Origin of the sequence: Streptomyces sp. LaBMicrA B280 (genome assembly GCF_049222185.1) — a bacterium.
GTDB classification, from domain to species: domain Bacteria; phylum Actinomycetota; class Actinomycetes; order Streptomycetales; family Streptomycetaceae; genus Streptomyces; species Streptomyces murinus.
The window spans coordinates 27,338-49,518 of the sequence record NZ_JBMJCT010000033.1 but is presented as its reverse complement, the minus strand read 5'-3'; the positions used below and the strand labels follow the sequence as shown (position 1 = coordinate 49,518).

Sequence of the window (22,181 nt, the reverse complement as noted above, 5' to 3'; positions counted from 1 at the left end):
CATGGAACTTCACGACGTCTGGTTCGTCCTGATCGCCGTCCTGTGGACCGGCTACTTCTTCCTGGAGGGCTTCGACTTCGGGGTCGGGATCCTCACCAAGCTGCTGGCCCGGAACCGGGCCGAGCGGCGGGTGCTCATCAACACCATCGGGCCCGTCTGGGACGGCAATGAGGTGTGGCTGCTCACGGCGGGTGGCGCGACCTTCGCCGCCTTCCCCGACTGGTACGCCACCCTCTTCTCCGGCTTCTATCTGCCCCTGCTGGCCATCCTGGTCTGCCTGATCGTGCGGGGTGTGGCCTTCGAGTACCGGGCGAAGCGGCCCGAGGAGAACTGGCAGCGCAACTGGGAGACGGCGATCTTCTGGACCTCCCTGATCCCGGCGTTCCTGTGGGGCGTGGCCTTCGGGAACATCGTGCGGGGCGTCAAGATCGACCAGCACTTCGAGTACGTCGGCAGCGTCTGGGACCTGCTCAACCCCTACGCCCTGCTCGGCGGACTGGTGACGCTCACGCTGTTCACCTTCCACGGGGCGGTGTTCACGGCGCTCAAGACCGTCGGGGACATCCGGGGGCGGGCGCGGCAGCTGGCCCTGTGGGCCGGTCTCGTCGCCGCCGTGCTGGCGGTGGGCTTCCTGCTGTGGACGCAGGCCGACAGCGGTGACGGCAAGAGCCTCATCGCCCTGGCCGTGGCGGTCCTCGCCCTGGTGGGCGCGCTGACAGCCAACCAACTCGGGCGCGAGGGATGGGCGTTCAGCCTGTCCGGCCTCACCATCGTGGCGGCCGTGGCGATGCTCTTCCTGTCGCTCTTCCCGAACGTCATGCCGTCCACCCTCAACGGCGAGTGGAGCCTGACGGTCAGCAACGCCTCGTCCAGCCCGTACACCTTGAAGATCATGACCTGGCTCGCGGTGATCGCCACCCCGCTGGTGGTGCTCTATCAGGGTTGGACCTACTGGGTGTTCCGCAAGCGGATCGGCACGCAGCACATCGCCGAAGCCGCACACTGAGTCCGCCGAGGGTGTGTTTCACGTGAAACACACCCTCTGGACCGAAGGGCCTGTTTCACGTGAAACCAGTCGATCCTCGTCTGCTGAGGTACGCCCGTGCCACCCGCTTCTTCCTGGTGGCGGTCGTCGCCCTGGGCGCCGTCGGCGCCGGGCTGGTCATCGCCCAGGCGATGCTCATCGCCGAGGTGGTCGTCGGTGCCTTTCAGCACGGGCGTTCCCTGGCCGAACTGACCACTCCCCTGCTGCTCCTGGTGGCGGTGTCCGTGGGGCGGGCCCTGGTCGCCTGGCTCACCGAACGTGCCGCCCACCGGGCGAGCGCGGCGGTGAAGTCCGAGCTGCGGGGGCGGCTGTTGGAGCGGGCGGCGGAACTCGGTCCCGAGTGGCTCGGCGGGCAGCGCACCGGCTCGCTGGTCAACCTGGCCACGCGCGGGGTCGACGCCCTCGACGACTACTTCTCGCGCTATCTGCCGCAGTTGGGGCTCGCGGTGGTGGTGCCGGTGGCGGTGCTGGCGCGGATCGTCACCGAGGACTGGGTGTCGGCGGCGATCATCGTCGGCACCCTGCCGCTCATTCCGCTGTTCATGATGCTGATCGGCTGGGCCACACAGGCGCGCACGGACCGGCAGTGGCGGCTGCTGTCCCGGTTGTCCGGCCACTTCCTGGACGTGGTCGCGGGGCTGCCCACGCTGAAGGTGTTCGGCCGGGCCAAGGCGCAGGCCGAGTCCATCCGGCGGATCACCGGTGAGTACCGCCAGGCGACCATGCGCACCCTGCGGATCGCCTTCATCTCCTCCTTCGCGCTGGAACTGCTCGCCACGCTATCGGTGGCGCTGGTGGCCGTGACGATCGGCATGCGGCTGGTCCACGGCGATATGGATCTGTACATCGGGCTGGTGATCCTGGTGCTGGCGCCGGAGGCGTATCTGCCGCTGCGCCAGGTGGGGGCGCAGTACCACGCGGCGGCGGAGGGACTGGCCGCCGCGGAAGAGATCTTCGAGGTGCTGGAGACGCCGGTGCCCCTGGCCGGGACCGGGGCGGTGCCGTCGGGTGCGGTGGCCTTCGAGTCGGTCACGGTGCGGTATCCCGGGCGGTCCGTGGACGCGGTGAGCGAGGTGTCGTTCACCGTCGAGCCCGGGGAGACCGTGGCGTTGGTCGGGCCGAGCGGGGTGGGCAAGTCCACGCTGCTGAACGTGCTGCTGGGATTCGTACGGCCCGTCGCGGGGCGGGTGCGGGTCGGCGGTGCCGACCTCGCCGAACTGGATCCGGCGCAGTGGCGGTCGCGGATCGCATGGGTGCCGCAGCGGCCGCATCTGTACGCCGGGACGATCGCCGAGAACGTACGGCTGGCGCGGCCCTCGGCGGACGACGAGGCGGTGCGGCGGGCGTTGCGGGACGCGGGCGCGTGGGAGTTCGTGGCCGCGTTGCCGGAGGGGACCGGCACGGTGCTCGGGGAGGACGGGGCGGGGCTCTCGGCGGGTCAGCGGCAGCGGTTGGCATTGGCGCGGGCGTTTCTGTCGGATCGGCCGGTACTGGTGCTGGACGAGCCGACGGCGGCGTTGGACGGGGCGACCGAGGCGGAGGTCGTCTCGGCGGTGCGGCGGCTCGCGGTGGGCCGCACGGTGCTGGTGGTCGTGCATCGGCCCGCGCTGCTGGAGGTGGCCGACAGGGTCGTACGACTGGAGCCCGCCGAGCCGGAGCCGGTGGGTGCGGGTGGGGACACCGGGCGTACCGAGGGGCTCCGCCCCCTGGACCCCCGAAACTCGGCACTGGAAGGTGAGCGGACAGCAGGACAGTCGGCCCTGGCCGAACAGCCCGACACGTCGGACCGCCCCCGCAGTGCCCTCGGCTGGGTCCGTGGGATGGCCGGGGCTCGGCGGGGGCGGCTGGTGCTGGCGTTGGTGCTCGGGGGTCTCGCGCTCGGGAGTGCCGTGGGGCTGATGGCGACCTCGGGATGGCTGATCTCGCGGGCGTCGCAGCAGCCGCCGGTGCTGTATCTGATGGTGGCCGTGACGGCCACGCGGGCGTTCGGGATCGGGCGGGCGGTGTTCCGCTACGCCGAGCGGCTGGTCTCGCACGACGCCGTGCTGCGGATGCTGGCCGACACCCGGGTCGCGGTCTACCGGCGGCTCGAACGCCTGGCCCCCGCCGGGCTGCGCGACGCCCGCCGCGGTGATCTGCTGAGCCGCCTGGTCACGGACGTGGACGAGCTCCAGGACTACTGGCTGCGCTGGCTGCTGCCCGCCTCCGTCGCCCTGCTCGTCTCCGGCGCGACCGTCGGCTTCACGGCCTGGCTGCTCCCCGAGGCGGGCGCCGCCCTCGCGGTGGGCCTGCTCGCCGCCGGGGCCGGTGTGCCCCTGGTGACCGCGGCCGCGGCCCGGCACACCGAGCGCAGGCTGGCACCCGCCCGCGGCGAACTGGCGACCCGCGTCACCGATCTGCTCACCGGCACCGCCGAGCTGACCGTGGCCGGCGCGCTGCCCGCCCGTACCGGCGCGGCCAAGCGGGCGGACGGCACCCTGACCCGGATCGCCTCCCGCGCGGCCGCCGTCACCGCGCTCGGCGACGGGCTCACCGCGCTGGTCTCCGGCCTGACCGTCACGGCCATGGCGCTGTTCGGCGTGCAGGCGGTGGCGGCCGGACGGCTCGGCGGCGTCGCGCTGGCCGTCGTCGTCCTCACCCCGCTGGCCGCGTTCGAGGCCGTACTCGGGATGCCGCTCGCCGTCCGCCACCGGCAGCGGGTGCGGCGCAGCGCGGAGCGGGTGCGGGAGGTGCTGGACGCGCCGGAGCCGGTGCGCGAGCCCGAGCGGCCCCGCCCGGCGCCCGCGACGCCGTTCCCGCTGGTCCTCAAGGGGCTGGCCGCGCGGCACGAGGGGCAGCGCGGCCAGGCGCTGGACGGGCTCGATCTGACGCTGGAGCAGGGCCGCCGGATCGCCGTGGTGGGGGCCTCCGGCTCCGGCAAGACGACCCTCGCCCAGGTGCTGCTGCGCTTCCTCGACCCGCGCTCCGGCTCCTACACCCTCGCCGGGGTGAACGCCTCCGAGCTGTCCGGCGACGAGGTGCGGCGGCTGGTCGGGCTGTGCGCCCAGGACGCGCATCTCTTCGACAGCTCGGTGCGCGAGAACCTGCTGCTGGCCAGGAAGGGCGCCACCGAGGCCGAGCTGCGCGGGGCGCTGGCGCGGGCCCGGCTGCTCGACTGGGTGGACGGGCTGCCCGACGGCCTGGACACCCTGGTCGGCGAGCACGGGGCGCGGCTGTCCGGCGGCCAGCGGCAGCGCCTCGCACTGGCCCGCGCGCTGCTCGCCGACTTCCCCGTGCTGGTCCTGGACGAGCCGGCCGAGCATCTGGACCTGCCGACGGCCGACGCGCTCACCGCCGATCTGCTGGCCGCCACCGAGGGCCGTACGACGCTGCTGATCACCCACCGGCTCGCCGGTCTCGACGAGGTGGACGAGGTCCTGGTGCTTGATGCGGGCCGCGTCGTGCAGCGGGGCCCCTACGCGGAACTCGCCGCGGTGGACGGTCCGCTGCGCGCGATGGCGCGCCGCGAGGCGGAGGCGGAGTCGCTGGTGGGAGCGCGGTGAGAGCCCGGGGCACCGCCCGCGGACGATGCCTCGGCGGACGGTGACGCGGGACCCCGGCCGCCCGGTCTAGCCGTGCTGGTCGAGCAGGCGCTCGATCACGATCGCCACGCCGTCCTCCGTGTTGGCGGCGGTGCGGCCGGAGGCGGCGGCGACGGCGTCAGGGTGGGCGTTGCCCATGGCGTACGACTGCCCGGCCCAGGTCAGCATCTCGATGTCGTTGGGCATGTCCCCGAAGGCGACGACCTCCTCGTGCGAGATGCCGCGCTCGGCACAGCACAGGGCGAGCGTGCTGGCCTTGGAGACCCCCGGGCCGCTGAGTTCCAGCAGGGCGCTGGGGCTGGAGCGGGTGACCGTGGCGCGCTCGCCGACGGCCAGGCGGGCCAGGGTGAGGAAGGCGTCCGGGTCGAGGGTGGCGTGGTGGGCGAGGATCTTGAGCACGGGCTGCGCCGCGGTCGGGCTGTCCGGCGCGAGCAGCTCCTCGGCGGGCAGCCGGTGGCCCGGCACCTCCATGTGCAGCCGGGGATAGGCGGGCTCCTGGTGGAAGCCGTAGGTCTGCTCGACCGCGAACACCGTGCCGGGCGCGGCCTCGCGCAGCAGCCGGACCGCGTCCAGGGCGTTGGCGCGGGCCAGCTCGCGCACCTTGGTGAACCGGTGGGTGCCGGGGCCGGCGCCCAGGTCGACCACGGCGGCGCCGTTGCCGCAGATGGCCAGGCCGTGGCCGTGGACATGGTCGCTGACGACGTCCATCCAGCGGGCCGGGCGGCCGGTGACGAAGAAGACCTCGATGCCGGCCCGCTCGGCGGCGGCCAGGGCGGCGACGGTCCGCGGGGAGACCGACTTGTCGTCGTGCAGCAGGGTGCCGTCGAGGTCGGTGGCGATCAGCCGCGGGCGGATCGCGGCGGCGGGGGTCCCGGGTTGCCTGGTCGCTGAGGTCATCCGGTCATTCTCGCGCATATGCCCGCACGGGCGTGCGGAACTGTGCACAGATGAGACACAGATGACGCTCCGGGCGCCCCCGGGGCCCCTGGGGCCCCACGAGGTGTCCCGGGACACACGGGAGCGTGCCCCAGGGCAGGTCATGCCTCAGGACACGTCAGCCGAGCTGGGCGAGGCCCTCCATGGCGATCCGTTCGAAGATCTTCTCGTCGGCGGCGAAGTCGGAGTCCGGGATGGGCCAGTGCAGGACGATCTCGGTGAAGCCGAGGTCCCGGTGGCGCCCGGCGAAGTCCACGAACGCGTCCAGCGAGGTGAGCGGGCGGCCGCGGTCCGGGGTGAAGCCGGTGAGCAGGACCTTGTCCAGACCGGCGACGTCCCGGCCGGCCTCCGCGCAGGCGTCGGTCAGCCGGGCCAGCTGTCCGCGCAGCGCCTCCACCGACTGCTCCGGGGTGCCCGTCTCGTACAGCTTCGGGTCGCCCGTGGTCACCCATGCCTGGCCGTGGCGCGCGGCGAGCCGCAGCCCGCGGGGGCCGGTGGCGGCGACGGCGAACGGCAGCCGGGGGCGCTGTACGCAGCCCGGGATGTTGCGTGCCTCGTCCGCCGAGTAGTAGCGGCCCTCGTACGTCACCGCGTCCTCGCGGAGCAGCCGGTCGAGCAGCGGCACGAACTCGGCGAAGCGGTCGGCGCGCTCGCGCGGGGTCCATGCTTCCTGGCCGAGGGCGGTGGCGTCGAAGCCGGTGCCGCCGGCGCCGATGCCCAGGGTGATCCGGCCGCCCGAGACGTCGTCCAGGGAGATCAGTTCCTTGGCGAGGGTGACCGGGTGGCGGAAGTTAGGGGAGGTGACCAGGGTGCCGAGGCGGAGCCGCTCGGTGGCGGCCGCGGCGGCGGTCAGGGTGGGGACGGCACCGAACCAGGGGCCGTCACGGAAGCTGCGCCAGGACAGGTGGTCGTAGGTGTACGCCGTGTGGAAACCCAGCTGCTCGGCGCGCACCCAGGTGGCGCGGCCGCCCTCGTGCCAGCGGCGGTGGGGCAGGATCACGGTGCTCAGACGCAGACTCATGCGTTCGAGGGTAAGCGGTGGGTCGGGGCGGTGCGGGCGAGGTCAGCGGGGTCCGGGGAAGCGCAGATAGCGCGGGGGCACGGCGGCGGTCAGCCAGACGCCGTTGGCGCTGACGTGGAAGACATGGCCGTCACGGTGCAGGGCGCCGGCGTCGACCACGAGGACGACCGGTCGGCCCCGGCGGGCACCGACCCGGGTGGCGGTGTCACGGTCGGGGGAGAGATGCACGGCATGCCGGTCCATGGGCTTCAGACCGGTGGCCCGGATGGACTCCAGGGCACCGGGGTGGGTGCCGTGGTAGAGGTACGGCGGCGGGGTGGCCGGTGGCAGGCCCAGGTCCACGGCGATGGTGTGGCCCTGGTTGGCGCGGATGCGGGCGCCCTCGATCGTGAAGCGCCGTTTGTCGTTGGTGGCGACGACCCGGTCGAGTTCCTCACGGGTGAAGGGGAAGCCGTGCTCGGCCGCCGCGGTGATCAGGGCGTCGATGTCCACCCAGCCGGCGGGGTCGGGGGTGAGGCCGATGCGGGCCGGCTGGTGGCGGAGGTGCCGGGAGAGGTACTTCGAGACCTTCACCGTGCGTCTTTCGTCCATGGGTTCAGGGTGGGCGAGAGACACGGATCACGCAGCTTGTTTTCGCGGGCGAGGTTTGATCCACAGGAAACCCCGGTTATCCACAGGGGATTGGGCGAAGTTGTGGACAACTGGAGTGCCCGGCGCGGGCGTTGAGGAGCAGCATCCTCAACGCCCCCATCCGGCTCACACCTTGGGCTCCACCCGGGCCAGTCGGCGCAGCGCCCCCGGCAGCACCCGGGACAGAAAGTGCGCGCCCCGCGCCTCCGGTGTCACCGGGACCACCGGGCGGTTGTGGACCACCGCGTCCAGGATCGCCGAAGCCACCTTCTCCGGCGGGTAGTTGCGCAGCCCGTACAGACGGGCGGAGTTCTTCTGCAGACGGCGCTCCTCGGCCTCGTCGGCACCGGCGAAGCGCGCCGTGGAGGTGATGTTGGTGTTGACGATGCCGGGGCAGATCGCCGTGACGCCGATCGCCTGGGACGCCAGCTCCGCGCGCAGGCACTCGGAGAGCATGAGGACCGCCGCCTTCGAGGTGCTGTAGGCGGGCAGCACCCGGGACGGCTGGAACGCGGCGGCGGACGCGATGTTGACGATATGGCCGCCCTGGCCCCGCTCGGCCATCCGCGCCCCGAAGAGCCGGCAGCCGTGGATCACGCCCCAGAGGTTGACGTCGAGGACCTTGCGCCAGTCCTCGGTGGTCGTGGCGAAGAAGGACCCGGACAGGCCGATGCCCGCGTTGTTGACCAGCACGTCCAGCACGCCGTACGCGCGGTGGACCCGCTCGGCCAGCTTCTCCATGGCCTGCTCGTCCGAGACGTCCGCCGTCTCGGACCATGCCTCGGGCGCGCCGATCAGCCGGGCCAGTTCCGCGGTGCGGGCCGCCGCCTCCGCGTCCCGGTCGACGGCCACCAGCCGCGCGCCCGCCTCCGCGAACGCGAACGCCGTCGCCCGGCCGATCCCGCTGCCCGCGCCGGTGACCAGCACCAGCTGCCCGCCGAACCGCGCCGAGTGGGGCCCGCTCGCCCTCGGCTCGGGGCGGCCGCCCTCCACCGACAGGACGAACTCCTCGATCCAGGCGGCCAGCTGGTCCGGCCGGGTGCGCGGCGCCCAGTGCTTGGCCGGGATCGTGCGCCGGGTCAGCTGGGGCACCCAGCGGTCCAGGTCGTCGTAGAGCCGCGCGGAGAGGAACGCGTCGCCCTCGGGCGTGATCAGCTGCACCGGCGCGTGCGCGAACGCGTCCGGGCGGGGGTGGCTCAGCCGCGGGCGCACGTTGTCCCGGTACAGCCAGGCGCCGTGGGCCGCGTCCTGGGGCAGGGAGGAGGTCGGGTAGTCACCGGCCGGGATGCCCTCGCTCCGCTCCAGGAGCTTCGGCCAGTGCTTGCCGAGCGGGCCGCGCCAGGCCAGCTCCGGCAGGGCCGGGGTGTGCAGCATGCCCACGTACCAGGACTTGGCGCCCTGGCCCAGGAGCTGGGCGGCCCGGCGGGGCGTCGGACGCTTCAGGCGGTCGTTGATCCAGTGGCCGAAGTGGTCGAGGGAGGGCCCGGATACGGTGGTGAAGGAGGCGATCCGGCCCTCCGTGCGGCTGACCGTGACGAACTCCCAGGACTGCACCGAGCCCCAGTCATGGCCGACGAGATGCACCGGGCGATCCGGGCTCACCGCGTCCACCACGGCCAGGAAGTCGTCCGTGAGCTTGGCCAGCGTGAAGCCGCCGCGCAACGGCCGCGGCGCCGTGGAGCGGCCGTGGCCCCGGACGTCGTACAGCACCACATGGAAGCGCTCCGCGAGGCGCGGGGCCATCTCGGACCACACCTCCTTGCTGTCCGGATAGCCGTGCACCAGGACCACCGTCGGCTGCTGCGCGTCGCCCAGTTCGGCCACGCACAGGTCGATTCCGCCGGTCCGTACCGTGCGCTCGCGCGCACCCTTCAGGGTCGTCACTTCTCCTCCGCCCAGCGCCGCACATGCGGCAGCTCGTCGTCCAGCCAGAACGCGCTCTGCTCGGGGTCCTTCGAGTCGGTGACCACGAGGAGCTCCTCGAACTTCGCCCCCGTGCCCCGGAAGCCCAGATGCGGTTCGACCGCCCACAGGCCCGGCTTCGGCGGATGGTCCGAGAAGCGATACGGCGACCACAGCGGCGACCAGCCCTCGCGGTGGCCGTGCAGCGCGTCCGAGGCGAGGCCCTTCAGGGACTGGGTGCCGAAACCGAAGACATGGGGCGCGAAGCGGCGCTCGCGCACCCGGTCCACCTTGTGCGCGATCACGCCGAAGGGGTAGGCCCGATGCCGGTTGGCGTAGCCCTGGCGGACCATCAGCCGCTCCACGTCCTCGTAGATCTCGCGCAGCGGGCGCCGCTCGCGCACCTCGCGCAGGATCAGCTCCCGGTGCGCCTCCAGGTCGGCCATCAGCCGGTCCTGCACGGGGTTCACCCCGAGGGACCCCGAGTAGCCGATGTCCGCCGTGTATCCCTCGAACACCGGGGCCATGTCCAGGATGAACGGCATCCCGGGCTCAAGCGCGCGGTCGGTCGGGAAGAACTGGAGCGGGATCCGGAAGTTCACGAACGCCGTACGGTCCCCGAACCAGGCGAAGGGCAGATGGAACCAGTCGCGCACCCCGCGCTCGCGCAGCCACTCCCGCTGCATCCGCGCGGCGTCACGCTCGGTCACCCCCGGCTCCAGGCGCGCCGCGACCGCCTCCGCGCACTCGTAGGCGAGGCGCTGCACCTTGCTGAATCCCCGCAGCTCCGTGGGGAGTTCACTGCTCACTGCCGTCGTCATGCCGCCTCGTCCCGTGGTCCGGCCGATTCGTGTCGGCTGCGGTACGCGTTCGTAACTTGACAGAGGTGAATCTCGCAGTTGTTAGAGGCGGCGTCAATAGGCGGGAGCGCGAGCCAGGGGCAAGTCCGGGTGACCCTTAGGGAGGGGCGGCCCCTAGGGTCCTGTAATACCTGGGGCGGACCCGAAGACGGCTCTGTGGTCTGACGACCGGCGTGGCCGGGATCACTACCGTTCGGTGGGTGACTGTGATCGCGACCGAAAGCCTGAGCAAGCGGTTCCCCCGGGTGACCGCGCTCGACCGGCTGTCCGTGGACATCGGGCCCGGGGTGACCGGACTCGTCGGAGCCAACGGCGCCGGCAAGTCCACCCTGATCAAAATCCTGCTGGGGCTGTCCCCCGCCACCGAGGGCAGCGCCCGGGTGCTGGGCCTGGACATCGCCACCGAGGGCGCCGCCATCCGCGAACAGGTCGGCTACATGCCGGAGCACGACTGCCTGCCGCCGGACGTCTCGGCGACCGAGTTCGTCGTGCACATGGCGCGCATGTCGGGGCTGCCGCCCACGGCCGCGCGCGAGCGCACCGCGGACACCCTGCGCCATGTCGGCCTGTACGAGGAGCGCTACCGCCCCATCGGCGGCTACTCGACCGGCATGAAGCAGCGGGTGAAGCTTGCGCAGGCCCTGGTGCACGACCCCAAGCTGGTCTTCCTGGACGAGCCGACCAACGGCCTCGACCCGGTCGGCCGCGACGAGATGCTCGGCCTGATCCGCCGCGTCCACTCCGACTTCGGCATCTCCGTCCTGGTCACCTCGCACCTGCTGGGCGAGCTGGAGCGGACCTGCGACCACGTGGTCGTCATCGACGGCGGCAAGCTGCTGCGCTCCAGCTCCACCACCGACTTCACACAGACCACGACCACCCTCGCGATCGAGGTCACCGACAGCGACACCCACCCCGACGGCACCGCCGCGGTCCGCGACGCGCTGCGCGGACGCGGGGTGGAGACCCACCACGAGGGCGCGGGCCTGCCCGGCGCCGGCCACATCCTGCTGCTGACCGCCGCGGGCGAGGAGACGTACGACCTGGTGCGCGACGTGGTCGCCGACCTCGGCCTCGGCCTGGTCCGCATGGAGCAGCGCCGGCACCACATCTCCGAGGTCTTCACCACCACCGACACCGCCGAAGGCAGCGGCCACGGCGGCGACGAGCAGCGGAAGGAGGCCGTCGGCCATGGCGGTTGAGCAGCCCCTGACCTCGCCCCCGGGCGAGACGACCCGGATCCACGACATCGGCTACCGCGGCTACGACGGCCCGCGCCTCGGCCGTGCCTACGCCCGCCGCTCCCTGTACTCGCAGTCCCTGCGCGGCGCCTACGGCCTCGGCCGCTCGGTGAAGTCCAAGGTGCTGCCCATGCTGCTGTTCGCGGTCATGTGCGTGCCCGCCGCCATCATGGTCGCCGTCGCCGTCGCCACCAAGGCGCACGAACTGCCGGTCGCCTACACGCGGTACGCGATCATGCTCCAGGCCGTCATCAGCCTGTACGTCGCCTCCCAGGCGCCCCAGGCCGTCTCCCGCGACCTGCGCTTCAAGACGGTCCCGCTGTACTTCTCGCGGCCGATCGAGACCGCCGACTACGTGCGCGCCAAGTTCGCCGCGCTCGCCTCGGCGATCTTCATCCTCACCGCCGCTCCCCTGCTGGTGATGTACGTGGGGGCGCTGCTGTCCAAGCTGGGCTTCGCCCACCAGACGAAGGAATTCGCCGAGGGACTGGTCTCCGTGGCCCTGCTCTCCCTGCTCTTCGCCGGCATCGGCCTGGTCATCGCCGCCGTCACCCCGCGCCGCGGCTTCGGCATCGCCGCCGTGATCGCCGTACTGGTCATCACCTACGGGGCGGTCTCCACCCTCCAGGGCATCGCGGAGGTCCAGGGGCACTCCGCCGCCATCCCGTGGATCGGCCTGTTCTCGCCGGTCACCCTGATCGACGGCGTGCAGTCCGCCTTCCTCGGCGCAACCGCCCAGAACCCCGGCGGGGTCGCCCCCTCGACCGGAGAGGGCATCGTCTACGTCCTCGTCACCCTCGCACTGATCGCCGGCAGCTACGGCCTCCTGGTGCGCCGCTACAAGAAGGTGGGACTGTGACGACCCTCAGCATCGACCATGTCTCCCGCTGGTTCGGCAACGTGGTCGCCGTCAACGACATCACCATGACCGTCGGCCCCGGCGTGACCGGACTGCTCGGCCCGAACGGCGCCGGGAAGTCCACCCTGATCAACATGATGGGCGGCTTCCTCGCCCCCTCCACCGGCACGGTCACCCTCGACGGACAGCCGGTGTGGCGCAACGAGGGGATCTACCGGCACATCGGCATCGTCCCCGAGCGGGAGGCGATGTACGACTTCCTCACCGGGCGCGAGTTCGTCGTGGCCAACGCGGAACTGCACGGCCTCGGCGACAAGGCCGCCCAGCGGGCCCTGGCCACCGTCGAGATGGAGTACGCCCAGGACCGCAGGATCGCCACGTACTCCAAGGGCATGCGCCAGCGCGTGAAGATGGCCAGCGCCCTGGTGCACGACCCCTCGCTGCTCCTGCTGGACGAGCCGTTCAACGGCATGGACCCGCGCCAGCGCATGCAGCTGATGGACCTGCTGCGGAGGATGGGCGACGAGGGCCGCACGGTGCTGTTCTCCTCGCACATCCTGGAGGAGGTCGAGCAGCTCGCCCGGCACATCGAGGTCGTCGTCGCCGGGCGGCACGCGGCCAGCGGCGACTACCGCAAGATCCGCCGCCTGATGACCGACCGCCCGCACCGCTACCTGGTGCGCTCCAGCGACGACCGGGCCCTCGCGGCGGCGCTGATCGCCGACCCGTCCACCGCCGGCATCGAGGTCGACCACACCGAGGGCGCGCTGCGTGTCCAGGCCGTCGACTTCGGCCGTTTCACCGCTCTGCTGCCGAAGGTCGCCAGGGACCACGGCATCCGGCTGCTCACGGTCTCGCCGTCGGACGAGTCCCTGGAATCCGTGTTCTCTTACCTGGTCGCGGCGTAGGAGGCCGAAGATGTACGACCCCACAGTCGCCCGGCTCACCTACCGGGCCCTGCTCGGCCGTCGCCGGGCCCTCATCCTCGGCGCGCTGCCGCTGCTGCTCATCGTGATCGCCGTGGCCGTACGCGCCCTCAGCGGTGCGGACGACCAGACGGCCGCCGATGTGCTCGGCGGGTTCGCGATCGCCACCATGGTGCCGATCATCGGCGTCATCGCGGGCACGGGCGCGATCGGTCCGGAGATCGATGACGGCTCTGTCGTCTATCTGCTCGCCAAACCCCTGAAGCGGCCGACGATCATCTTCACCAAGCTGATCGTGGCCATCGCGGTGACCATGGTGTTCTCCGCGGTGCCCACGCTGATCGCGGGCCTGATCCTCAACGGCAACGGCCAGCAGATCGCCGTCGCCTACACGGTGGCCGCGCTGGTGGCCTCCATCGCCTACTCCGCGCTGTTCCTGCTGCTCGGCACGGTCTCCCGGCACGCGGTCGTCTTCGGCCTGGTGTACGCGCTGGTCTGGGAGGCGCTGTTCGGCTCCCTGGTGCCGGGCGCGCGCACCCTGAGCGTGCAGCAGTGGGCGCTCGCGGTCGCGCACAAGGTGGCCGGGGGCGACCTGGTCACCTCCGACGTCGGGCTGACGACGGCGGTGGTGCTGCTGGTCGTGGTGACCGTGCTGGCCACCTGGTACGCGGGGCAGAAGCTGCGCTCGCTGAAGCTGGCGGGGGAGGAGTAAGGAGCCCGAAGGGCAAGGGGCCCGAGGAGCAAGGAGCCCGTCCCCGATCTTTGACGGGGACTTCATCCCCGGCCGGGCACACTGGGCAAATCGTGACGTACGGCTGTACGGCTGAGGAGGCCGGGGATGGCGGAGGAGATGACAGGGGGTGGCGGGGAGCCCGCGGGGGACGCCTTCGAGGGGCTGGTCCTGGACGAGGACTTCGTGCGGGCCGCCGATGCCTCCGAGCCGTCCGCGCGGGCCCGGATGCTGTCCGCCCGCTGGCGTACGGAGGCCCCCGAACCCCAGCCCTGGCGCTCCGACGAGCCCCCGGCGGGGTGGTTCTTCAGCAAGGCACGACGGCGGGGGTGGCGTCGGCGGCGGTGAGTCCGCGGCCGACGCCGCGGCGGGCGCTTCGGACGGCGCTACGCCAGCAGGCCTTCCAGCACCACCGCGATCCCGTCCTCCTCGTTGGAGGACGTCACCTCGTCGGCGACCGCCTTGAGCTCCTCGTGGGCGTTGGCCATGGCCACGCCCCGGGAGGCCCATCCGAACATCGGGATGTCGTTCGGCATGTCGCCGAAGGCGATCGAGTCCGCGGCCTTGAGACCGAGGCGGCGCGCGGCCAGGGAGAGCCCCGTCGCCTTGGAGAGGCCGAGCGGCAGAAGCTCCACGATGCCCGCGCCGGCCATCGCGACCGAGACAAAGCCACCGGCCGCCTGCCGGGCGGCCTCCGCGAGCTCGTCGTCGCCCAGCGCCGGATGCTGTATGTAGATCTTGTTCAGCGGCGCGGCCCAGAGATCGGACGCGTCGGTGAAGGGGACCGCGGGGAGCGGTCCCGCGACGGCGTAGCCGGGCCCCACGAGCACCTCGCCGTCCAGCCCGTCACGGCTCGCGGCGAGATGCAGCGGACCGACCTCCGCCTCGATCTTGGCCAGCGCCACCCCCGCCAGCTGACGGTCCAGGGTGACGGACGTCAGCAGGCGGTGCGCCCCGGCGTCGTACACCTGGCCGCCCTGGCCGCAGACCGCGAGGCCGTCGTAGCCGAGGTCGTCGAGGACATGGCGGGTCCAGGGGACGGCCCGGCCGGTGACGACGATGTGCGCGGCGCCCGCCGCGGCGGCCGCGGTGAGCGCGTCGCGGGTGCGCCGGGAGACCGACCCGTCGGAGCGCAGCAGCGTCCCGTCCAGGTCGGTCGCGACCAGCCCGTAGGGGAAGCTCACCTGGCCACCGGCTCCAGGACCTCCCGGCCGCCCAGGTAGGGGCGCAGCACCTCGGGGACCCGGACGGAGCCGTCGGCCAGCTGGTGGTTCTCCAGGATCGCCACGATGGTGCGCGGTACGGCGCACAGCGTGCCGTTGAGCGTGGCGAGCGGCTTGACCTGCTTGCCGTCGCGGACCCGGATGGACAGGCGCCGGGACTGGAACTCGGTGCAGTCCGAGGTCGAGGTCAGCTCGCGGTACTTGCCCTGCGTCGGGATCCACGCCTCGCAGTCGAACTTGCGGGCGGCCGAGGAGCCGAGGTCACCGGAGGCGACGTCGATCACGCGGAACGGCAGCTCCAGCGAGGACAGCCACTGCTTCTCCCACGCCAGCAGACGCTGGTGCTCGGCCTGGGTGTCCGCGGGGTCGACGTACGAGAACATCTCGACCTTGTCGAACTGGTGCACGCGGAAGATGCCCCGGGTGTCCTTGCCGTGCGAACCGGCCTCGCGGCGGAAGCAGGGCGAGAAGCCCGCGTAGCGCAGCGGCAGCTTGTCGGCGTCGAGGATCTCGTCCATGTGGTACGCCGCGAGCGCCACCTCGGAGGTGCCGACCAGGTAGAGGTCGTCCTTGTCGAGGTGGTAGACGTCCTGCGCGGCCTGGCCGAGGAAGCCGGTGCCGGCCATCGACTGCGGGCGGACCAGCGCCGGGGTCAGCATCGGGGTGAAACCGGCCGCGGTGGCCTGGGCCATCGCCGCGTTCACCAGGGCCAGCTCCAGCAGGGCGCCGACACCGGTGAGGAAGTAGAAGCGGGAGCCGGAGACCTTGGCGCCGCGCTCGACGTCGATCGCGCCGAGCAGCTGGCCCAGCTCCAGGTGGTCCTTGGGCTCGAAGCCCTCGGCGCCGAAGTCGCGGATGGTGCCGTGCGTCTCCAGGGTGACGAAGTCCTCCTCGCCGCCGACGGGGACGTCGGGGTGGACGAGGTTGCCGAGCCGGAGCAGCAGCTCATGGGTCTCGGCGTCGGCCGCGTCGCGCTCGGCGTCGGCGGCCTTGACGTCGGCCTTGAGCTGCTCGGCACGCTTGAGCAGTTCGGCCTTCTCGTCGGCGCCGGCCTTGGGGATCAGCTTGCCGAGCTGCTTCTGCTCGGCACGCAGTTCGTCGAAGCGGACGCCGGAAGACCTGCGCCGCTCGTCGGCGGACAGGAGGGAGTCGACGAGCGCGACATCCTCTCCACGAGCACGCTGGGACGCGCGCACACGGTCGGGGTCCTCACGGAGCAGGCGAAGGTCAATCACAGGCCCAAGGCTACCGGTGCGGGGATGCCGCTCACGAATCACTATTACGGCGCGCTCGGATTTGCGGCTTACGGTGCGTTATGCGCTAATTGCCGCGCGTGTCAAGGGAAAGTGTCTCACTCCCTGGGACGGGGCAGGTCCCGGGCGTCCGGTTGACTCGATTTCCTTGTGGAGAGCGGGACTTGGCGGCCCGGTTGTCCACAGAAATCCACACCCTCCGAAGAGTTATCCACAGGGTGTGGGGAAGTTCTGTGGATGCGGGAATTGATCACTCCGGATCCCTTGGTCGACGTGCAGAATTCCCCGGCCAAAGTGGATCGACACCCACTTTCGGGTGGAAAACGGTCGCCCCAAAAGATGAACCAAAGGAAACGGGTGGACGAAGGGTGAGTCAGGTGAAGGTCGCCCTGTCTGTGCGCTGTGGGGCGATTTGTCGACTGGGTCGCGCTTCGCTGTCGACTTGTCCCCAGGTCGAGAAGCGTACCTGTGGATAACTCCTGTGGATAACTAGAAGCGGCCGTCCTGGCAGCGCGCCACCCAGTCCGCGGCCCGGGTGAACTCCTCGTCCGAGGTCCCCGGCCATACGGGGCGTGCCTCGTCCGGCGTGATGTCGGCGCGCGGGTAGGAGCCGAGGAAGCGCACTTCGAGGCAGAGCCGCTTCAGGCCCATCAGCGCCGCCGCCATCCGCCGGTCGGAGACATGGCCCTCGGCGTCCACGCAGAAGCAGTAGTTGCCGATGCCCTCGCCGGTCGGCCGGGACTGGAGCAGCATCAGGTTGATCCCGCGCGAGGCGAACTCGCCGAGCAGATCGCGCAGTCCGCCGGGGTGGTCGGTGCGCTGCCAGAGCACCACCGAGGTCTTGTCGGCGCCGGTCTTCGCGGCGGGCCGGGCCGGGCGGCCGACCAGGACGAACCGGGTCTGCGCGTTCTCCGCGTCGTGGATCCCGGTCTCCAGGGCCTCCAGGCCGTACCGGGCGGCGGCGAACTCGCCCGCGAAGGCGGCGTCGTAGCGGCCCTCCTGGACCAGCCGGGCCGCGTCCGCGTTCGAGGCGGCCGACTCCCAGACGGCGTCCGGGAGATTGGCCTTCAGCCAGTTGCGCACCTGCGGCTGGGCCGCGGGGTGGGCGGAGACCGTCTTGATGTCGGCGAGCCGGGTGCCCGGCCGGACCAGCAGCGCGAAGGTGATGGAGAGCAGCACCTCGCGGTAGATCGTCAGCGGCTCGCCCGCGACCAGGCCGTCCAGGGTGGCGGTGATGCCGCCCTCGACCGAGTTCTCGATCGGCACGAACGCGGCTTCGGCCTCGCCGGCCCGCACCGCGTCGAGCGCGGACTGCACCGACACGTAGGGGGTCAGCTCCCGGGTGGCCGCCTCCGGCAGCGTCCGCAGGGCCACCTCGGTGAAGGTGCCCTCGGGGCCGAGATACGCATAGCTCGCTGGCATGGTCCTCACCCTAATGGCCGCGGGCCGTCGTAGCTCAGGCGTCTCAAGATGACCACTCGACCGGGTGGTTTGGAAAGGGAAAATCCCCTTAGTCGGTGGAATATCGGCTAAGGGGATCGGTGGGGGCCCTGCTCAGCCCTCCAGCAGCCGCTGTCCCACGTACTCGCCCTGCGCCGCCCCGCCCGGCACCGCGAACAGCGCGCTCGACTCGTGCCGGATGAACCGCGACAGGGCGTCGCCCCGGTCGAGCTTGCGCTGCACCGGCACGAAGCCCAGCAGTGGGTCCGCCTGCCAGCACACGAAGAGCAGCCCGGCGTCCGGCACCCCGTCCGCGTCGATGCCGTCGTGGTACGAGAACGGGCGCCGCAGCATCGCCGCCCCGCCGTTCTTGTCCGGCCGGGTGATCCGCGCGTGCGCGTCGAGCGCGATCACGTAGTCGCCCTTGGCGTCGGTCTTCTCCAGCTCCATCGGGGAGGTCTCGTGCCCCCCGGTCAGCGGTGCCCCGTCCGCCTTGCGGCGCCCGATGACCTGCTCCTGGGCGGCGACGGGCAGCTTCTCCCAGTCGTCCAGGAGCATGCGGATCCGCCGTACGACGGCGTAGGAACCGTTCGCCATCCAGGCGGGCTCGCCCGAGGCGGGCACGAAGATCTGCTTGTCGAAGGCGGCGTCCGTCGGCTTCGGATTGCCCGTGCCGTCGATCTGGCCCATGAGGTTGCGGGCCGTCATCGGGCGGGCGGTGGCGCCCGGGGTGCGGTTGAAGCCGTTCATCTGCCAGCGCACCCGTGCGGCCGCCCCGGCGTCCTTCTGGATCGCGCGCAGGGCGTGGAAGGCGACCAGGGCGTCGTTCGCGCCGATCTGCACCCACAGATCGCCGTCGCTGCGCGCCTTGTCCAGATGGTCGGAGGAGAAGTCGGGCAGCGGATCGAGGGCGCCGGGCCGCTGCTTCTCCAGGCCGGTGCGGGTGAAGAAGCTGTTGCCGAAGCCGAAGGTGACCGTCAGGGAGGAGGGGCCCGCGTCCCGGGACACATCGGTGTCGTCGTGCGGGGCCGGCTCGCCCGCCATCAGCCGCTCGGCCGTCGCCGACCAGCGGCGCAGCAGGGCCGCCGCCTCCTTGCGGCCCGCGCCCGCCGCCAGATCGAAGGCGATGAGATGACCGCACGCCTGGAGGCCCTCGGTGATGCCGGGCTGGTGTTTCACGTGAAACAACGCGCGGCCGGAGCCCACCGAGGTGAGCGGGGTGGCCGGGGCGGGCGCGGCGGCATAACCGACGGCCCCTCCCGCCGCGCCGAGCACCAGCCCGGTGGCGCCCGCGGTGCCGAGCAGGGCCCGCCGGGAGACACCCCCGGAACGGGCCCCGGACGCCGTGGCCCCGGACGCCGTGGCCCCGGACGCCGGGGACCTGGGAGTGCGGGCCTGCTGGGTGGACTGGTCGGTCATGGTCTGAGTCAGCCGATCTGCGCGTTCTTGGAGACGGTCACTTCGTCGATGTCGGAGGTGCGGACGGTGACATCGACCTTCCAGTCGCCGGCCATCGGGATCTGCACCCCGTCCGCCGACCAGTGGCCGGTGGTGCTGTGCTCGGGGGCCACGGAGAGGGGGCCGATCTTCTTCGCCTCCAGGGTGAGGGCGATCTTCACCTCGGGGACGTCGAAGAGCTGTCCGCCGGGCTTGCGGACGAAGAGGTGCAGCGAGTTGGCGCCCGCGTGGGCGGGGTCGATGTCGAGGGCGACCACGCCCTTGCCGTCCGCGCCGCCCGTGTCGAAGGGCAGGCTCAGGGACAGGCTGCCGTTCGCGGGTGCCGTGACGGCGCCGGTGGCGGCCTTGGCCTCCTGCTCGGTGCGGCCGGGCTCGGTCTGGGTCAGGGCGGTGGTGACGGCGAGCAGGACGACCGCGACGGCGGCCTCGGCGAGCACCGAGCGGCGCAGCCCGTAGCGGTCCGTGTCGCCGTCCCGCAGCCGCTTTCGCCGGGTGGCGTCCACCGCGGCGCGCTGCCGGGCGAGCTGGGCGGCGCGGCGGGAGTCACCGGAGTCCTCGGGAGCGGAGCCGGGGCCGGATGCCTCCGCGTCCACCGTGCCCGTGCCCGTGCCCGGCGCCGCCGTGTCCTGACCGGTGGTCGCCTTCGCCGCGGGGACCGACTCCTTCTCGGTGCCCGCCGCGTCAGCGGCCCGTTCCCCCTCCGCGCCCTGATCCGCGAGCCGCCCCGTCCAGCGCCGTGACACGGACGCGAGGCCCACCATGACCACCACCAGGGCGATCTTGGCCAGCAGCAGCTGCCCGTACCGGGTGTCGGTGAAGGCGGACCAGGAACCGAGCTGGCGCCAGGACTGATAGACGCCGGTGGCGACGAGGGCCACCACGGAGGCGAAGGCCAGCCGGGAGAAGCGGCGTACGGCGGCGGCCTCGACCGGCGCCCCGGCGGGCGCCCGGTACAGGGCGACCAGCAGCGCGGTGAGCCCGCCCAGCCAGGCGGCGACGGCGAGCAGATGGACGACGTCGACCGGCATGGCGATGCCCGGCTGGAGCCCCACCGAGGCGTGCTCGGACATCGCCCAGCTGGTCGCGAGCCCGGCCGCGACGACCAGGCCCCCGATCCCGAGCCCGAAGGTCAGGTCCCGCTTCTCCGCACCCTCCTCGCGCCGCTGGTAGGTGCCGAAGAGGACGGCGATGAACAGCGCGGCGGCGGCGAGCAGCAGCAGCCGGGAGACCAGCGCGGCCCCCGGCTTGGTCTCCAGCACCTGGCCGAGCAGCCCGAGGTCGAAGACGTCGGCGACCTTCCCGGTGGTGGTGTACGAGCCGCGCAGGAGCAGCAGCCCCAGGGTGGCCGCGGTCAGCGCCAGCCAGCCGCCGACGACCAGCCGTTGCAGCGCCCGTACGCCCGCGCCGCGCCGCCAGCACAGCAGCACGAAGGCCGCGCCGCCCACGAGCACGATGTATCCGGCGTACGACACGTACCGCCCGACCTGGTAGAGGCCGCCGACGACCCCGCCGCCCACGGTCGGACCGCCGCCGGAGACCACGGTCCGCGAGGGCGCCCCGATGGAGAACGTGTAGGCGCCGGCCACCGGGTGGCTGTCGGCGGAGACGACCTCGTAGGTCACCGTGTACGTGCCCTTGCCGAGGCCGCCCTTGAGCCGCACGGCGTACGTCGTGCCGCGCACGTTGTCGGGGGCGCCGGTCTGGACGGGCTTGCCCTTGGGGTCGAGGACGCGCAGCGAGTCCCCGTTCATCGCGACCTTCTCGGAGAAGGTGAGCGAGACCCGGGCGGGCGGCTGCTGGACCACCACCCCCTGCGCGGGGTCGCTGCCGGTCAGCGCCGCGTGCGCGGAGGCCGGTGCGGCGCCCGCGAGCAGGGCACCCAGGGCGGCGAGGAGCAGCAGCACCAGGGTCCGCGGGCGGGGGGTGATGGTCCGGGTCACGGTGGTCCCTTCCCTCAGTTGCCGGTCGTCGGGTGGTACGTGGCGGACTTCACCGGCATCTCGACGGTGACGGGCCCGCTCTTGGCGAAGGTGAGCTTCAGGGTGACCGTCTGGCCCTGCTTCGGCCGCTGCCGGAGCTGCTCGAACATCAGGTGGTTGCCACCGCTTCTGAAGACGAGCCGGCCGTGGGCGGGTATGGCGAAGGAGGACTGCTCCCGCATCTCGCCGCCCATGGTGCTGTGCATGGTGACCTGGCCGGCCGCGGTGCTGCTCACCTTGGTCAGCTCGTCCTTCGTGCCGCCCTTGTTGGTGATCGTCAGGAAGCCGGCGGCCATGTCGGCGGAGACGGGCTGCGGCATGTAGGTGCCGCTGACCGACAGTTCGGCCTTGGAGGTGTCCGAGGAGCCCGAGCCGGAGCAGCCCGCGAGAGCGAGGGCGCCCGCGAGTGCCGCGGCCGGGACGAGGGGTCGGCGGTTCACGGCTTGGCTCCCTGGACGATCTTGGGCAGGTCCTTGATGTAGTCGTCGACCGTGGCCTGGTCGTCGAAGAAGGCGTATCCACCGTCGTTCTTCGGCGAGAAGGCGACCACCTGGGTGCCGTGCATGGAGACGAGCTGGCCGGACTTGTTCTTCGTCGTGGGCTCGACGGAGATGCCGACGGAGCGGGCGGCGGTCTGGATGGTCTTGAAGTCGCCGGTCAGGCCGATGAACCGGGGGTCGATGCCCTTGAGCCAGCTGCCGAGCGTGGCCGGGGTGTCGCGCCCGGGGTCCGTGGTGACGAACACGACCCGCAGATCGGCGCGCTGGGCCGGGGTCAGCGACTTCTGGGCGGCGACGGCGATGTTGCTCATCGTCGTCGGACAGATGTCGGGGCAGTGCGTGTAGCCGAAGTAGAGCAGGGTCGGGTGGCCCTGGGTCTCCTTGCGGAGGTCGTACTTCTTGCCGTGGGTGTCCGTCAGGACCAGGCCGGGCTTGTCCCAGGGCTGGTCGAGGACGGTGACGGGACCGCTGCCGCCGGACTCCTGCGAGACGGAGGAGACCACCGACGAGTCGGCCTTCTGGCTGCCGCAGGCGGAGAGGGTCAGGGTGGCGGCGGCGAGCAGCGCGGCCGCGGCGAACGTCTTCTTGCGCATAGAG

General features: G+C 72.1%; 19 protein-coding genes. 7 read left to right on the top strand and 12 right to left on the bottom strand.

Annotated features, from left to right (window positions below; all coding sequences use genetic code 11):
• Position 1: 1 nt before the first annotated feature.
• Both cydB and cydD read left to right on the top strand, forming a co-directional pair.
• Positions 2–1,006 (top strand): cytochrome d ubiquinol oxidase subunit II, encoded by a 1,005-nt coding sequence (gene cydB, locus ACLF5H_RS25185; RefSeq protein ID WP_421678304.1) that lies wholly within the window; start codon positions 2–4, stop codon positions 1,004–1,006.
• 59 nt (positions 1,007–1,065) lie between these two features.
• Positions 1,066–4,587, top strand: coding sequence for a thiol reductant ABC exporter subunit CydD (cydD, locus tag ACLF5H_RS25180; RefSeq protein WP_421678303.1), 3,522 nt, complete (start codon positions 1,066–1,068; stop codon positions 4,585–4,587).
• Positions 4,588–4,653: 66 nt separating this feature from the next.
• Here cydD and ACLF5H_RS25175 read toward each other — a convergent pair whose 3' ends face one another.
• The 5 genes from ACLF5H_RS25175 to ACLF5H_RS25155 form a co-directional block, all read right to left on the bottom strand.
• Positions 4,654–5,523 (bottom strand): HAD family hydrolase, encoded by an 870-nt coding sequence (locus ACLF5H_RS25175; RefSeq protein WP_421678302.1) that lies wholly within the window; start codon positions 5,521–5,523, stop codon positions 4,654–4,656.
• 157 nt (positions 5,524–5,680) lie between these two features.
• A complete protein-coding gene (locus tag ACLF5H_RS25170; protein ID WP_421678301.1) occupies positions 5,681–6,583 on the bottom strand; it encodes an LLM class flavin-dependent oxidoreductase in 903 nt (300 codons plus the stop codon).
• A gap of 42 nt (positions 6,584–6,625) precedes the next feature.
• Positions 6,626–7,174 (bottom strand): RNA 2'-phosphotransferase, encoded by a 549-nt coding sequence (locus ACLF5H_RS25165; RefSeq protein ID WP_421678300.1) that lies wholly within the window; start codon positions 7,172–7,174, stop codon positions 6,626–6,628.
• 165 nt (positions 7,175–7,339) lie between these two features.
• Positions 7,340–9,097, bottom strand: coding sequence for an SDR family oxidoreductase (locus ACLF5H_RS25160; RefSeq protein ID WP_421678299.1), 1,758 nt, complete (start codon positions 9,095–9,097; stop codon positions 7,340–7,342).
• The gene (locus ACLF5H_RS25155; protein WP_421678298.1) at positions 9,094–9,936 is read right to left on the bottom strand and encodes a M24 family metallopeptidase; all 843 of its coding nucleotides are present in this window, start codon (positions 9,934–9,936) and stop codon (positions 9,094–9,096) included. The genes ACLF5H_RS25160 and ACLF5H_RS25155 overlap by 4 nt, the downstream gene beginning before the upstream one ends.
• Positions 9,937–10,181: 245 nt before the next feature.
• On the opposite strand from ACLF5H_RS25155, the gene ACLF5H_RS25150 reads away from it, so the two are divergent.
• The 5 genes from ACLF5H_RS25150 to ACLF5H_RS25130 all read left to right on the top strand — a co-directional run bounded on the left by ACLF5H_RS25150 (position 10,182) and on the right by ACLF5H_RS25130 (position 14,079).
• Positions 10,182–11,177 (top strand): ABC transporter ATP-binding protein, encoded by a 996-nt coding sequence (locus tag ACLF5H_RS25150; RefSeq protein WP_421678561.1) that lies wholly within the window; start codon positions 10,182–10,184, stop codon positions 11,175–11,177.
• The gene (locus ACLF5H_RS25145; protein WP_361671908.1) at positions 11,167–12,075 is read left to right on the top strand and encodes an ABC transporter permease; all 909 of its coding nucleotides are present in this window, start codon (positions 11,167–11,169) and stop codon (positions 12,073–12,075) included. The genes ACLF5H_RS25150 and ACLF5H_RS25145 overlap by 11 nt, the downstream gene beginning before the upstream one ends.
• Positions 12,072–12,983, top strand: coding sequence for an ABC transporter ATP-binding protein (locus ACLF5H_RS25140; RefSeq protein WP_421678297.1), 912 nt, complete (start codon positions 12,072–12,074; stop codon positions 12,981–12,983). Before ACLF5H_RS25145 ends, ACLF5H_RS25140 begins: the two co-directional genes overlap by 4 nt.
• Positions 12,984–12,993: 10 nt before the next feature.
• Complete coding sequence (locus tag ACLF5H_RS25135; protein WP_037650529.1) at positions 12,994–13,713, top strand: ABC transporter permease subunit; 720 nt, start codon at positions 12,994–12,996, stop codon at positions 13,711–13,713.
• A gap of 126 nt (positions 13,714–13,839) precedes the next feature.
• A complete protein-coding gene (locus ACLF5H_RS25130) occupies positions 13,840–14,079 on the top strand; it encodes a hypothetical protein (protein WP_421678296.1) in 240 nt (79 codons plus the stop codon).
• 38 nt (positions 14,080–14,117) lie between these two features.
• Here ACLF5H_RS25130 and ACLF5H_RS25125 read toward each other — a convergent pair whose 3' ends face one another.
• The 7 genes from ACLF5H_RS25125 to ACLF5H_RS25095 all read right to left on the bottom strand — a co-directional run bounded on the left by ACLF5H_RS25125 (position 14,118) and on the right by ACLF5H_RS25095 (position 22,177).
• Complete coding sequence (locus tag ACLF5H_RS25125; RefSeq protein WP_421678295.1) at positions 14,118–14,915, bottom strand: HAD family hydrolase; 798 nt, start codon at positions 14,913–14,915, stop codon at positions 14,118–14,120.
• Positions 14,912–16,189 (bottom strand): serine--tRNA ligase, encoded by a 1,278-nt coding sequence (serS, locus tag ACLF5H_RS25120; protein ID WP_421678294.1) that lies wholly within the window; start codon positions 16,187–16,189, stop codon positions 14,912–14,914. The genes ACLF5H_RS25125 and serS overlap by 4 nt, the downstream gene beginning before the upstream one ends.
• A gap of 507 nt (positions 16,190–16,696) precedes the next feature.
• On the bottom strand, positions 16,697–17,629 hold the full coding sequence (pheA, locus tag ACLF5H_RS25115; protein ID WP_421678293.1) for a prephenate dehydratase: 933 nt from the start codon (positions 17,627–17,629) through the stop codon (positions 16,697–16,699).
• 132 nt (positions 17,630–17,761) lie between these two features.
• Positions 17,762–19,066, bottom strand: a complete 1,305-nt coding sequence (efeB, locus tag ACLF5H_RS25110) for an iron uptake transporter deferrochelatase/peroxidase subunit (protein ID WP_421678292.1) — start codon at positions 19,064–19,066, stop codon at positions 17,762–17,764.
• An 8-nt stretch (positions 19,067–19,074) separates the two neighbouring features.
• Entirely contained in the window at positions 19,075–21,045 is a 1,971-nt protein-coding gene (locus ACLF5H_RS25105) for a copper resistance CopC/CopD family protein (protein ID WP_421678291.1), read from the bottom strand.
• Positions 21,046–21,059: 14 nt separating this feature from the next.
• Positions 21,060–21,524 (bottom strand): copper chaperone PCu(A)C, encoded by a 465-nt coding sequence (locus ACLF5H_RS25100; protein ID WP_421678290.1) that lies wholly within the window; start codon positions 21,522–21,524, stop codon positions 21,060–21,062.
• Positions 21,521–22,177, bottom strand: coding sequence for an SCO family protein (locus ACLF5H_RS25095; RefSeq protein WP_421678289.1), 657 nt, complete (start codon positions 22,175–22,177; stop codon positions 21,521–21,523). The genes ACLF5H_RS25100 and ACLF5H_RS25095 overlap by 4 nt, the downstream gene beginning before the upstream one ends.
• Between the last annotated feature and the right edge of the window lie 4 nt (positions 22,178–22,181).

Coding starts and splice junctions, on each gene's coding strand:
- ACLF5H_RS25155 (WP_421678298.1), bottom strand. CDS start 9,936: ATGACGACGGCAGTGAGCAGTGAACTCCCCACGGAGCTGCGGGGATTC.
- ACLF5H_RS25095 (WP_421678289.1), bottom strand. CDS start 22,177: ATGCGCAAGAAGACGTTCGCCGCGGCCGCGCTGCTCGCCGCCGCCACC.
- ACLF5H_RS25130 (WP_421678296.1), top strand. CDS start 13,840: ATGGCGGAGGAGATGACAGGGGGTGGCGGGGAGCCCGCGGGGGACGCC.
- efeB (WP_421678292.1), bottom strand. CDS start 19,066: ATGACCGACCAGTCCACCCAGCAGGCCCGCACTCCCAGGTCCCCGGCG.
- pheA (WP_421678293.1), bottom strand. CDS start 17,629: ATGCCAGCGAGCTATGCGTATCTCGGCCCCGAGGGCACCTTCACCGAG.
- cydB (WP_421678304.1), top strand. CDS start 2: ATGGAACTTCACGACGTCTGGTTCGTCCTGATCGCCGTCCTGTGGACC.
- ACLF5H_RS25170 (WP_421678301.1), bottom strand. CDS start 6,583: ATGAGTCTGCGTCTGAGCACCGTGATCCTGCCCCACCGCCGCTGGCAC.
- ACLF5H_RS25165 (WP_421678300.1), bottom strand. CDS start 7,174: ATGGACGAAAGACGCACGGTGAAGGTCTCGAAGTACCTCTCCCGGCAC.
- ACLF5H_RS25135 (WP_037650529.1), top strand. CDS start 12,994: ATGTACGACCCCACAGTCGCCCGGCTCACCTACCGGGCCCTGCTCGGC.
- ACLF5H_RS25145 (WP_361671908.1), top strand. CDS start 11,167: ATGGCGGTTGAGCAGCCCCTGACCTCGCCCCCGGGCGAGACGACCCGG.
- ACLF5H_RS25175 (WP_421678302.1), bottom strand. CDS start 5,523: ATGACCTCAGCGACCAGGCAACCCGGGACCCCCGCCGCCGCGATCCGC.